At 38.6% G+C, this 11,465-nt stretch carries 14 protein-coding genes; 4 read left to right on the top strand and 10 right to left on the bottom strand.

The genetic code is table 11. The features are described from left to right. The coding region (locus tag F3059_RS03535; RefSeq protein ID WP_151166568.1) for a hypothetical protein at window positions 1-318 on the bottom strand (318 nt) is incomplete at its 3' end. A gap of 119 nt (window positions 319-437) precedes the next feature. Here F3059_RS03535 and F3059_RS03530 point away from each other — a divergent pair. From F3059_RS03530 to F3059_RS03520, 3 genes are all read left to right on the top strand, one after another. Continuing rightward, window positions 438-809, top strand: a complete 372-nt coding sequence (locus F3059_RS03530) for a helix-turn-helix domain-containing protein (protein WP_151166567.1) — start codon at window positions 438-440, stop codon at window positions 807-809. A 324-nt stretch (window positions 810-1,133) separates the two neighbouring features. Further along, window positions 1,134-1,691 (top strand): RNA polymerase sigma factor, encoded by a 558-nt coding sequence (locus F3059_RS03525; protein WP_151166566.1) that lies wholly within the window; start codon window positions 1,134-1,136, stop codon window positions 1,689-1,691. Beyond that, entirely contained in the window at window positions 1,675-2,796 is a 1,122-nt protein-coding gene (locus F3059_RS03520) for a T9SS type B sorting domain-containing protein (RefSeq protein ID WP_151166565.1), read from the top strand. The genes F3059_RS03525 and F3059_RS03520 overlap by 17 nt, the downstream gene beginning before the upstream one ends. A gap of 2 nt (window positions 2,797-2,798) precedes the next feature. Here F3059_RS03520 and F3059_RS03515 read toward each other — a convergent pair whose 3' ends face one another. The 7 genes from F3059_RS03515 to F3059_RS03485 all read right to left on the bottom strand — a co-directional run bounded on the left by F3059_RS03515 (window position 2,799) and on the right by F3059_RS03485 (window position 8,033). Then, window positions 2,799-3,320, bottom strand: a complete 522-nt coding sequence (locus tag F3059_RS03515) for a hypothetical protein (RefSeq protein WP_151166564.1) — start codon at window positions 3,318-3,320, stop codon at window positions 2,799-2,801. Then, on the bottom strand, window positions 3,317-4,528 hold the full coding sequence (locus F3059_RS03510; protein WP_151166563.1) for an SPOR domain-containing protein: 1,212 nt from the start codon (window positions 4,526-4,528) through the stop codon (window positions 3,317-3,319). Before F3059_RS03510 ends, F3059_RS03515 begins: the two co-directional genes overlap by 4 nt. An 83-nt stretch (window positions 4,529-4,611) precedes the next feature. After that, window positions 4,612-5,046, bottom strand: a complete 435-nt coding sequence (locus F3059_RS03505; protein WP_151166562.1) for a PaaI family thioesterase — start codon at window positions 5,044-5,046, stop codon at window positions 4,612-4,614. A gap of 3 nt (window positions 5,047-5,049) precedes the next feature. After that, on the bottom strand, window positions 5,050-6,246 hold the full coding sequence (locus F3059_RS03500) for a sensor histidine kinase (protein WP_151166561.1): 1,197 nt from the start codon (window positions 6,244-6,246) through the stop codon (window positions 5,050-5,052). A 168-nt stretch (window positions 6,247-6,414) separates the two neighbouring features. Beyond that, a complete protein-coding gene (gene smpB / locus F3059_RS03495; protein WP_151166560.1) occupies window positions 6,415-6,864 on the bottom strand; it encodes an SsrA-binding protein SmpB in 450 nt (149 codons plus the stop codon). Next, complete coding sequence (locus F3059_RS03490; protein WP_151166559.1) at window positions 6,864-7,532, bottom strand: metal-dependent transcriptional regulator; 669 nt, start codon at window positions 7,530-7,532, stop codon at window positions 6,864-6,866. The genes smpB and F3059_RS03490 overlap by 1 nt, the downstream gene beginning before the upstream one ends. 72 nt (window positions 7,533-7,604) lie before the next feature. Then, entirely contained in the window at window positions 7,605-8,033 is a 429-nt protein-coding gene (locus F3059_RS03485) for a hotdog fold thioesterase (RefSeq protein ID WP_151166558.1), read from the bottom strand. A 116-nt stretch (window positions 8,034-8,149) separates the two neighbouring features. Between F3059_RS03485 and trxA the strand changes: the two genes are divergently transcribed. Continuing rightward, on the top strand, window positions 8,150-8,518 hold the full coding sequence (gene trxA / locus F3059_RS03480; RefSeq protein WP_151166557.1) for a thioredoxin: 369 nt from the start codon (window positions 8,150-8,152) through the stop codon (window positions 8,516-8,518). 83 nt (window positions 8,519-8,601) lie between these two features. Here trxA and F3059_RS03475 read toward each other — a convergent pair whose 3' ends face one another. After that, on the bottom strand, window positions 8,602-9,846 hold the full coding sequence (locus tag F3059_RS03475) for a DUF5723 family protein (protein ID WP_151166556.1): 1,245 nt from the start codon (window positions 9,844-9,846) through the stop codon (window positions 8,602-8,604). Next, on the bottom strand, window positions 9,843-11,453 hold the full coding sequence (locus F3059_RS03470) for a hypothetical protein (RefSeq protein WP_151166555.1): 1,611 nt from the start codon (window positions 11,451-11,453) through the stop codon (window positions 9,843-9,845). The genes F3059_RS03475 and F3059_RS03470 overlap by 4 nt, the downstream gene beginning before the upstream one ends. Window positions 11,454-11,465: the final 12 nt, after the last annotated feature.

The following is an 11,465-nucleotide window of genomic DNA, read 5'->3' as shown; positions in this document are numbered from 1 at the left end:
CGTAGCAAAAGGAGCTTCTTCACTCATTTTCCAGGTTTGAAATACTTCAACGGTATTCGAAGTGTAGATGTAGTCCCCGTCATCATTGTAATAGGATTCGGTAGCGACCACTTCGCCCTCAAAGATGTAAGGCGCGTTTTCCACCCCGTTCAGGATTTGATTGTGTAAAAAAGTACTGTCGGTAATGACTGATCCGGGATAGCAGAAGTTTGCCATCAACAGGATCATGGCGGTGAGCATTATTCTTTTCACATTTTTATAAATGTGATTTTTTTGCTTGCTAACTTCGGTTGAGTTAGGTAGGATTAAGTTTTTCATAAATTTAAGATTTATAGATTAATACATGAACACTAAAGTACGAATCATGATGAAGTAATTTTATAAATTGAGTTCTTTTGTTGAACTATTTTGACTAATTTTGAATTTAAACTACTTATATGATTACAGACATCGGTAAAAAGATCAGGCAGATCAGGGAATTAAAAGGATATTCACAGGAGTTTATAGCGAAAAAACTCGATCTTTCAATAAGGGCCTATTCAAAAATTGAATCTGAGGAAACCCAGTTGACTATTAAGCGCCTCAATGAAATAAGCGAAATATTGGAAGTAGAGCCGGAAGAGATATTAGGGTTTGATTCTCAATTTGTGTTTAACAATAACTTTAAAACACATAAAGGTGGTAGTTATGTCGCTTACAACAACACATCAATAGAACAGGTTCAAATCCTTTATGAAAAATTATTAGCTGAAAAAGACAGGCATATTGAGCTTTTACAGAAGCAGGTTAAGGACAGGGAAGTGGTGTGATCACACTTATCATAAAAGCGAATATCGGCTAAAAACCCGATAATTCAAAATATCGTCTTACAACCCGATAATTGAGGGTACCGGGTAATGAGCCTATATATTTGAAATGAGAACTTGTTTTTGCTCACACATTAACCATTAATTAAATATGGTCTAATTTCAATTCAAAACCTTGAAACCTATGCAACCGTTTAAATGATTAACTAGAAGAAGTAATTCTTCACGTACATTCAGGTATCTTTACACATTTAACTAAAAGAGATACTTTTCCACATCGGGCAACTATTTTAGTTGAACTTCCATCTATTGAAAAGGAATTAGCAAATGGATCTTGAAAACCTTGTAAAACGCTGTAAAAAGGGAAATAGCGCAGCTCAAAAAGAGTTGTTTGATCGCTATGGTGGTCTTTTTATGTCTATTTGCTGCCGGTATGTGAAAGATACTGACGAGGCAAAAGATGTTTTGCAGGAAGGTTTTGTGAAGATATTCCAAAAAATGAGCAGTTATAAAAGTACCGGTTCATTTGAAGGATGGATGAAGCGCACGGTTGTAAATACGTGTCTTGATCATTTGCGAAAAACCAAGAAGTTTGAGGCTAATGTTGACCTTGATAATGTCAGCTATCTCGAACCGATTAATGAAAAAGTGACGAGTCATTTGGCACATCAGGATCTACTCAATTTGATCCATGATTTGCCCGATGGATATCGCACAGTGTTTAACATGTACGCGATTGAAGGTTATGCCCACAAGGAAATAGCCGAAGAAATGGGAATTTCAGAAAACACCTCTAAATCGCAGTACAGGAAAGCGAAACTGCAGTTACAAGAAGCAATTAAGAAACTAGAATATAGCTATTTAGATCGTGAAAAAACAGGATAACATAGCAGATTTTTTCAAGCAAAGGTTTGAAAAGCACGAGATGCCGGTCGATGAATCGGTTTGGCAGGGAGTTCAATCGAAGATGAATGCCGGAACGGCCGGAGGTTCTTCAGCAGGACTGGGAAATGTTGGTGGCTGGATTGCTGCCGGAGTCGCAGCTGTTGGTATTACCGGTGCCGCGATTTACTTCTCTTCACAGTCAGAACCGGAATCGACAACCAGCCAGCCGGTTGCGCAAAACGAAGAGTTGGTTGATCAGGCTCAAACAGACTCGAAAAGCGCTGAAGATTTTCAGTTTGAAAGAGAGTCGGAAACAGCTAAGAAAGAATCTGAACAAAAAGAACAGGCTGAGAGCAACGCAAAAAGTAACACAACTAATCAGGAATCTACAGATCAATCTGTTGAATCTTCTGCATCTCAGGGATCTGACCAAAATGAATTGTCACAGTCAACTACTTCTTCAGGTAATGAAGGAGGTGAGTCAGGCATTTCAACTGAAGCTGCTGATAAGGTAATGAACATCGGTAAGAGCGAGGCCGAGAAAGAATCGATAAAAGAGGCGTTTAAATCGAGAATAAGTGCTAGTCCGCTAAGTGGTGCTGCACCACTAACGATTTCTTTAGGTTCTTCAGAGTCACTCAAGCGAGCTCGCTGGGATTTTGGCGATGGATCTGACCCTGTGGAAAGTACTGATGTTGACCACACTTATAATGAACCTGGTAGTTACACTGTTACACTTTTGGGTGAAAATGCCGGTGGGAAAGTTTTCATGGATAAGATCAAGGTAAATGTGAAACAGCCTGAGGGTGAAGCTGAAAACATAGCTGCTTCATCGATTGATGTTGGGAACTTCATCACACCAAACGGAGATAACATTAATGATGAGTTTGTGGTTGAAACCGAGAATATTCAGGAGTTTAACATTGTGATTCTCAGTAAAGCGGGGTCGATCATTTTCGAATCCAATTCACCTGAATTGAGATGGAAAGGAACTGAAAAAAGTGGTAATCTTTGTCCTGAAGGCATTTATTATTACCAGATCACAGCTCGCGGTAAGGACGGAAAACTCTATGCTCCAAAAGGTTTTATCGAACTGCGGAGATAATTTTATTCTTCTATTATCAGGCTGACTTTATCGAATTTGTTTTCGGTATATCGGCCTGTTGTTTTAAAGATGACTTTACCATTTGGATCGAGGATTAGTATGTAAAACTCATCCTTGTCATTTATATCAATGGCATCTTTAAAGTCTTTAAAACTCCCTTTGTGTAAGAGGACATAAGGATAAAAATCGTTTTCAGTCGCCTTTTTAATCATCTTTTCAGCTTTGCGAGAAGCTGCTCTCTTTGCCCCGGTAAAAGCGACTAGCATCCTTGAATTTACATCGTAGATCATAGCTCCAAGTCCGGATTTGTCTATGAATTGCCTGTAAACCGGCTCAATCCATGTAGCCATATCTTCCTGCGCTTTTTGTGAAAATGCGACTCCCAAAACCGTACTCTTTTTAGGAAGATCCCCGGGCAACATCACTTTTTTACCGTTGAGGTTTTCTGTTTGAATGTTTGGAAATTGTTGTGCTATGGCACTAAGTGGAAGAATTGCTAATGCTATTATGATTGATCGTATCATTGGCTCGATGTTTCACTTTCTTTTTTCTTTCGATTCTCTATGGCTTTTTGTTGCTCTTTGATGTGCATGATTGCATGTCGCAAATCAACTTTTCGGTTGTAATTGAAAGCTGCTACAAAAGCATCTTTAACACCTAAATCCTGTACGAGCTCTTTGTAAAAAGAGGCTTCCTCGTAAGTATCAAATGAACCTACAGTCATGATTGTTAAGTCGTTGACTTGTGTCTCAGAAATACTGTCTAGCTTTAGGTAGATCTCCATTAAGTGATCAGGAACTGTATCACCTCTGAATGCTCCTATTTGCACTCTGAAATCAACTTTACCCACGATCTTTTTATTCACATTGTCCTGATCGATTGTGATAACCTGCTCGCTAAATTTTTGTTTGTCTTTTACATTCACGAGGAATGCATCATTGTACCCTTTTTTCTTGATGAGCTTGAGAAGTCTCTCCGCTTGTGATTTGAACATAAAGTGTCCAATGATGTAGCGGTAAACACCGTTGTTATCCATGTAGACTTCAATGTTTCTCAAGCCCGGGAATTCATATGTGTAAACCGGTTCCAAAACTGCTGCAACCTGAATTCCCCATTCCATTCCTTTGTATGTGTACTGAATATCTTTAGTCCCGATGATGTGTTTTTGCTCAGGATATTTATACGGTTTTGGTTTTTCTTTTTCAACAGGTTTTTCTTCCTGTACAATTTGCTCTTCAGGCTCGGCTTCAGGCTCTTTTGGTTTGCAATTCCTGAAGAGCTCCTGTGCATCAACTAAATACCACTCGTTTTCATAACTGTAAATGGTATAAAACTGGTTGAGTGCATTGAGTGTTTTGTCACAATCTCCATTTTTGCTGTAAGCCATCAACAGGTAGTAGTAAGCGTATTCTGACACTCGTTTTTCTGTTGGATCAGTCTTCTTGTAATTTGGTGTATAGGCCTTTATGGAAGACTCGAGCAACTCAATTGCTTTGGGTAATTGCTCGCCCTGCCTGGCGTAAGTTTGCCCGAGAAGATAAGTGACATTTTTATTGTCCTCATCTTCCTGATGTAGTGTTTTGAAATTTTCTTCAGCCAGTTGTAGCTTGTTATTACTCAAGTGAAGTATACCTTTTTTAAAGGTTTCACTAAACTCTTCGTCAGTCATTCGTTGAGCTGTAACGGTCAGAGCCAAAAGTGCTCCTGCCAAAACGAGTGCTATTTTTTTCATTTCACAGTGTGTTGAGAATACAGTTGAAAAGTATTGCTTTCAGATTGTGAAATGAAGGGTATTTAAAAATGTTTTTAACAGCACTATGAGGAATACCCTTTTAAATGTGAAAGCTGTTGCTTTGTAGGAATAAATAGACCTTTTCCTTTAGCTATTATCTGATCATTTTCATCGATAACTTTTGACTTAGCTTTAAGCAATCTGCCTGATGAATCGATCAGTTCTCCAATAGCTTTGTAGTGGCCCACAGGAGCGGGTTTTTTGAATTTGATCTCATAGGATGCAGTAACGAGAAAAAACTCTGTTTGTGAACTTGCTGCCGCGAAATATGCCGCATCATCAAGCAGTTTGAAAATGACTGAGCCATGAGCGAATTGGCCAGCGTGACATTGGCTCTGACCGATAAATTGCTCTATAGAAGAAATGTTTTCAGAGATAGAAATTGTTGGATTTAGCGCTTCATTGATTGGAGCAGCGTAGTAGAGGTTTTCGAGTTTCTTTAGATGATCCTGAGGCATACCTTATTTTGAAATGTAGAATTTGAAAGTAGCTCCTTCGCCTTCTTTAGAGTGCACTTCTATTTCACCACCCAATGAGGTTACCAGCTTTTTTACAGTAGCCAACCCGATTCCATGTCCTGAATCATCTTCATGATCCATTTTTACCCGGTGGAAAATATCGAATATCTTCTTTTGATGATCCTTGGGGATTCCCGGGCCATTATCGCTTACGTCAAAATAATAATGCTTAGGGTCTTCAGTGATTGTAATATTGATTTTAGTTTGCTCTTTATCGTTGTATTTGATGGAGTTACCAATAAGGTTGAGCAGGATTTGTTGTAAAGCTACCTTGTTAGTGAATAAATTATCCGGCTCACAATTGAAGGTTACTTTAGACTGATCATCATCGAGGTAGAAGCTCAATATATCATTTTTAAAATCAACTGCTTTAATGGTTTCTCTTTCGGTTTTTAAATAGTTGTCTGCCTTGCTGTATTCCAACAAACCATCTACTAGTTTTTTCAATTTACCTGATGACTCTTCTATGTAACCAATCATTTCCTTTGTTTCATCATCTAAAGAATTTGATTTAGACGAACTGATCATCGAGGAGAGCGAAAGAATATTATTGAGAGGTGACTTAATATCGTGAGCGGCCACATAAGCAAACTGTTCCAATTCTTCATTTTTCAGTTCCAATGAACGAACAGATTCTTCGAGCTGAGTCTTGTTTTTTCTGAGTTTTAGTAAGTTGATTACCTGGTTTGCAAGGGCTTTGAGTGATGATGTTTGGCTTTTTGTGAGTTCCTTTGGTTTTTCGTCAATGACACATAATGTACCCAGTGGAGTTCCATTTTCTGAAGTGAGTGGTACACCTGCGTAAAATACGATATTTGAATCACCTGTTACAAAAGGGTTATCCTTGAATTTTTCATCTATTCTTGCATCAGGAACAATGTAGAGATCATCTTTGTTTTTAATTGCATGTCTACAAAAGGAATGTTCAATAGGTGTTTCTTCTATTTCTGTTCCATGATGAGACTTAAACCACTGCCTGTTAGTGTCCAAAAAGCTAATCAGTGATATTTTTGTTTCACATATTTCAGAAGCTATCCTTGTGATATTGTCATAGTCTTCCTCGGGAAGTGTATCGAGGATTGAATACATCTTGAGCTCTTCTTCTCTCTGTTGGCTAGCTTCATCTTTTTGGTCTGTCATTATTAGTTTATTGTCCTTAAAGTTTGGTTAATTAAGCAGTTGTAAATTATGCAAAAAATGGTTCTCTACCAAACCACAGGAAATATAGTATAACAAATATGAGATTTACTATTTGAAGAATATAATTTTAATAAAATAGAAATTCCAAGAATTAAATAACTCGATCCATCACATATCCTTTAGTGCCCTATCGATTTTACGTTTGTCGTCTTTACGTTTGATGGACTCGCGTTTATCGTAAATCTTTTTTCCCTTAGCCAAAGCAATATTGAGCTTTGCAAATCCTTTATCACTGATGAATAAACGAGTGGGAACAATAGTGAACCCTTTTTCATTCACCTTTTTCTTCATTTTGTCTAATTCTCGCCTGTTGAGAAGTAGTTTTCGCTTGCGAGTAGGTTCGTGATTGGTGAAACTCGCATTCTCGTATTCGGTGATGTGCATGTTGTAAATGAAGAGCTCATCGTTTTCAAATGTGCAATATCCTTCTTTGATGCTGGCTTTCCCCTCACGAATAGATTTTATCTCAGTGCCCAGTAGTTTTAACCCGGCAGTAAACTTTTCGATAAACTCATATTCGAACTTCGCCTTTTTATTTTGGATATTGATTTTCTTCATTAACGTGTTAGCTTTTTGATGTAAAGATTTTTAGCCACCTGGTGAGAGATGGTTTTTCGGGTAGTCATATTGATCGTAATGGTTACACTACCATCATATCCGGTGATCTCTTCAACTTTAATCGACTTACCCAGTGTGAGCTGGCTGTTATCCAGGAACTGTAAAAATTCAGAACTCGTATCTTTTAATCCAATAATCATCCCGATTTGCCCTTCTGTTAAATCGGCAATGGTGATATCCTTGTGGTGTTCGATGTTTCCATCTGCATCAGGAATAGGATCACCGTGTGGATCATGAGTAGGATTATTTAAAAAGTCATCTAAACGATTGATCAGTTTATCAGAGTGGATGTGTTCTAATTCTTCAGCTATCTCGTGGACTTCATCCCATTTGAAGTTGAGCTTTTCAACGAGGAAGACCTCCCACAGCCTGTGTTTTCTTATCGTTTTAATGGCCATTAAACGGCCTTTTTCAGTAATGGTTATCGGTTGGTAGGGCTTGTAATTGACCATTTCCTTTTTGGCCAGTCGCTTGAGCATATCAGTAACTGATGATGCTTTTGTTTCCACGTAATGTGAAATTTCATTCGTACTGGTACCATTTTCACTTTGGCGACTCAAGCGGTAAATAGCTTTTAAATAATTTTCTTCAGCGTATGAAAGCTTCATGAATTTTGCGGTATTTACGCAAATATACGTTATGGTCAGAACCTAAAAAGTAAATAATCAAAATACTCAAAATCACTCTTTCGGTAAAATAGCCATCGTAAGTCTGGTTATGCAGATGAGTTTTCCTTCGTCATTTGTAATTCTAATCTCCCAAAGGTGACTTTTGCGACCTATGTGAATTGGGGTGGCAGTTCCATGAGCAAAGCCCTGAACTCCCGGCCTGATGTGAGACGCATTCACGCTTTGACCAACAGCGTAAAATTGGCTCTGATCGATGATGAGATTACTGGCAATGCTGCCCAACCCCTCAGCTAATACGACTGAAGCTCCTCCGTGAAGAATACCGGCAGGCTGTTTAGTACGATGATCAATTGGCATTTTTCCTGTGATGCTGTCATCTTTCAATTCGGTCACTTCAATCCCGATTAACTCGTGGATGGTGTCTTTCTCTAAACCTTTTAAATCCTCGAGTTCTATATTCTCTCTAAACCAAATGCTCATGGAACTTATGTGTTATGTTATCGTAAAATTATATATGATTTTTCATATGTGATTTGAGTTACTGTATAAAAACTAAGCTCAAATTACTTTTGTAGACAAATTTAAACGAGATATTTATGGCTACTAGCAAATTGACAAAAGAAGGATTTAAAGAAAAGTTTTTCGATTATACTAAAACGCAGGAATGGGAATACAATGGTGACAAACCTGCTGTTATAGATTTTTATGCAGACTGGTGTGGACCGTGCAAAGCCGTAGCGCCAATTTTTGAAGAATTATCAGAGGATTACAAAGGAAAAGTTGACATCTACAAAGTTGATACTGAAGTAGAGCAGGAGTTGGCTTCTATTTTCGGAATCCGCTCAATCCCCAGTATTCTCTTTGTTCCAATGAAAGGTCAACCGATGATGCAGGCAGGAGCTTTGCCAAAAGAAACACTTGTTGAAGTGATTGAAAAAGAACTACTGGTTAAAGAGAAAGCTTAAAATAACTGAGGGAGCGCTCAAGTTTTGATTTGATTAAGGTTAGTGGATTAGTGATTTATGTGTTTGGTTGAGCGTTCCCTTTTTTAGATTTTGACAATTGCCCTAACCTGTACATTCAATCCTCCCAATCTAGAAGGTACTACTACACTTTCAAGGTGTTGACTTAGTGCTTGCAACGTGATTTTATCAGTTGAGTACTCCACACTTGTACCTATGTTAAAGTTGCTGTAACCACCTGCACCAAGGATTCCGCCCAATTTCCATTTTTCATTCAAAAAATACTTTGATTCTACGTAGAAGTAAGGATTATGACTACCGTTAAACCTGGCCTGGAATCCGGCTTTTACATCAAAATTTTCAAACTGCTGATAAAGGTTCACTCTAAACCATCCCGGCAAGATTATATTATAGCCGGTTGTGTCTTTTTTCTTTAGAATATCTTCAGCGAGAGAATCAGGGCCGATAAAAGTATAGCTGGTATCAAAGGGTAAAATTACATTTCCCAGTTGCGTTCCTTTATAGCTGTAAAGTGTGTCGATTTCCTGTTTGTGGGAACTTCCATCGAAAGCTATAAAACCGATATCGTTCAGAGCCACACTCAGCAGGCCATTTTGGTTCTGACCGAGAGCTAATTCCCAGTCGTGCTGTATGTCGATTGAAGCTCCGTAACCGTTTGATTTAGCAAAACCCCTGTTTTCAGGATCAGACTGGTAGATTGTACCTTCTCCATTAAACCTGATCTCATCTCCGTAAGCTGAGCTGTAGAGTGTCAGATAGTCCATTTGAGCAGACTGGTACTGTTCACCATTGAGAAAAGACGCTGAAAAATGAAATGACTTTCCGGGTTTGTATTTCCAGGAAATGCCGGCTTTTATTTGCTGATAGCGGATCATTGAAAAGGAAAACTCACTGAGATCAATTTCTTCTCCTGCAAACTGTTTGTTTCCGTCAATCAGTAATTTCAAAGCATTTCCACTAAAGGATGCATTGGCGTGTTGCCTGTCGTGAATACCAAAACTGTAGCTTATTTTATTTTGATTCTCAGGTTTGAAATGAACAGTAAATCCGGTGTTAAAATCGACTCCAAGTCTGTTTTGATAGCTGGTGTTTTTCAGCATGTCTTCCTGAGTAGAAGAGGAGATTTCACCACCAGAAATAAATCCGTATAAAAACTGATTTGAGATAGCATTTGATGAAGCGTATAATTCAGTGTTGAATTCAATAGCAAGTCTCTTATCGTTGAGCTGCGGGTCAGAATCAAAATAACGGGTTTGTGAAACAGAACAAACACTCCAAAATACTGAAAATGCTATGATCCAAATTCTCATAAATCAGCTTCGAGTTGATAGTTGAAATCGCCTACAAGTTTAATGTTGAGGTCGTAGTTGTCGTAAAAAGTAAGTGAATCTGGCTGGTTTGTCGTGTTCAGTTTTGCGTTGAACCAAATCTTAGAAGCATCGTAGAGGTTATCGATTTTTTGCGGTGTGAGCGGAACTTTGATAGTACTTTCACTTTTGTCGGTAACCCGGTTCTGACCGTTATTGATAATACCGCCTGCTAAATATCCTAAATCATCTGTAAAAAGTGAATCGACAACCGTGTTGGTTGAATCCATGAAATATCCCTGTAACTCGCCTTCAATAGGGTAGAGGTTGAAACAGTGAACAAGTAAATATCCGCCATTTATCCGTTTCGTATCTTCACGAGAATCACTGTCGATTGAAAACTCCGTAGTATCTTGAAAAACGAGGTTTTGAGCGTTAAGCCTGAGCGGAATTTCAGCATCGATGTTCATTTCAAAGCCGGTTCCAAAATAGGCGAAGTCATTTCCGCTTGAAATATTCCCCAGTGGATTTAACTCCACATCGCCAACCAGCTGAAACTCTTTTGGTAGAACACCAACAAACTCAGTTACGTTGCTGTTTTGTTCATCAATAACTGCATTGTAATTGCTCGGTCTAATTGGTGGATAGCCACTTCCACTTTCGAGTGAGCGACTCAATTTCACATTGTTTTGCGTTACAAAGTGATCGAGGCTTATCGATTGTCCAGTGTTGGTATTGACTCCTGCAACTGTTTTGAGGTCAACTCCAAAATCTACTCCTGCTTCGTTTTTAATTCGTAGGTTTAACCTTGCCTCGGCCGGACTCAGCAATCCGCTTTTGAAATTTCTAAAAATGTCAGTTTCAGTTGATTCGTTTATTTCAAAAATGCGGTTACCAAAATAGCCTTTTGCATATTCTGGCAGAATACCTGTAAATGTAGATGTTAGAGAAGCAAAATCGGCTGGGGTAATCGTAATCGGGTTTCCAAAAGGAGCTGTCCTGATCTCGTAAACACCGTAAAAAGTGTTTGTTCTGTTGTTGTTTTTACCGGTTAAGTCGATTGTGTAACCAGAGATGTCGAGTCTTCTCGTTTCTGTTGTGGGATTTTGTTGTGTCCCTGCGCTCAGTGTGTCAATAAATGAGAATGAAACACCATTTTTAGTAGCATTTGGAATGTTGTAAGTAAAAATTGTGGGCGTATTCATTGTCGATTGTAATTCGAGCTCAATGATTCCTTCTCTCACAATTGCAAGTCTGAGCTGAGCATTATCAGCATTTAAGTTATTTTCAACAGTATCAGCCATGAAAACCTGCCCAGGCGATAAATTCACCTGCCCAATCGGAATACTAAAACTCTCTGTTCTAGAGGTGTCAGGAATTTTAATCAGCGAATCGATTTTGTATTCGAATAAATTACTCTTGTAAATCAGTGTAATTTCCTGGTCAGATCCAATTTCCTTCAATGAATCATCAATAGCATCCTGAATGCGTAAATTAGCTGTGGCGAGCGGCACATAACCGTCCACGTCCCAGGATGGAGCATCAAGTTCGCGCCTGCAATTGGTCAGAGCCAAAAGAATAATTGTAACATATAAGCTAATTCTCAGCATGTCGCTAAAGTA

Origin of the sequence: Salibacter halophilus, assembly GCF_008806325.1 — a bacterium.
Lineage (GTDB): Bacteria > Bacteroidota > Bacteroidia > Flavobacteriales_G > Salibacteraceae > Salibacter > Salibacter halophilus.
Note: the sequence above shows the minus strand (reverse complement) of the source record. Positions and strands in the feature narration are given on the sequence as shown.

Excerpts from the sequence above, each read along its gene's own strand:
- F3059_RS03530 (WP_151166567.1), top strand. The coding sequence starts at position 438 with ATGATTACAGACATCGGTAAAAAGATCAGGCAGATCAGGGAATTAAAA.
- F3059_RS03525 (WP_151166566.1), top strand. The coding sequence starts at position 1,134 with ATGGATCTTGAAAACCTTGTAAAACGCTGTAAAAAGGGAAATAGCGCA.
- F3059_RS03515 (WP_151166564.1), bottom strand. The coding sequence starts at position 3,320 with ATGATACGATCAATCATAATAGCATTAGCAATTCTTCCACTTAGTGCC.
- F3059_RS03510 (WP_151166563.1), bottom strand. The coding sequence starts at position 4,528 with ATGAAAAAAATAGCACTCGTTTTGGCAGGAGCACTTTTGGCTCTGACC.
- F3059_RS03505 (WP_151166562.1), bottom strand. The coding sequence starts at position 5,046 with ATGCCTCAGGATCATCTAAAGAAACTCGAAAACCTCTACTACGCTGCT.
- F3059_RS03500 (WP_151166561.1), bottom strand. The coding sequence starts at position 6,246 with ATGACAGACCAAAAAGATGAAGCTAGCCAACAGAGAGAAGAAGAGCTC.
- smpB (WP_151166560.1), bottom strand. The coding sequence starts at position 6,864 with ATGAAGAAAATCAATATCCAAAATAAAAAGGCGAAGTTCGAATATGAG.
- F3059_RS03490 (WP_151166559.1), bottom strand. The coding sequence starts at position 7,532 with ATGAAGCTTTCATACGCTGAAGAAAATTATTTAAAAGCTATTTACCGC.
- F3059_RS03485 (WP_151166558.1), bottom strand. The coding sequence starts at position 8,033 with ATGAGCATTTGGTTTAGAGAGAATATAGAACTCGAGGATTTAAAAGGT.
- trxA (WP_151166557.1), top strand. The coding sequence starts at position 8,150 with ATGGCTACTAGCAAATTGACAAAAGAAGGATTTAAAGAAAAGTTTTTC.
- F3059_RS03475 (WP_151166556.1), bottom strand. The coding sequence starts at position 9,846 with ATGAGAATTTGGATCATAGCATTTTCAGTATTTTGGAGTGTTTGTTCT.
- F3059_RS03470 (WP_151166555.1), bottom strand. The coding sequence starts at position 11,453 with ATGCTGAGAATTAGCTTATATGTTACAATTATTCTTTTGGCTCTGACC.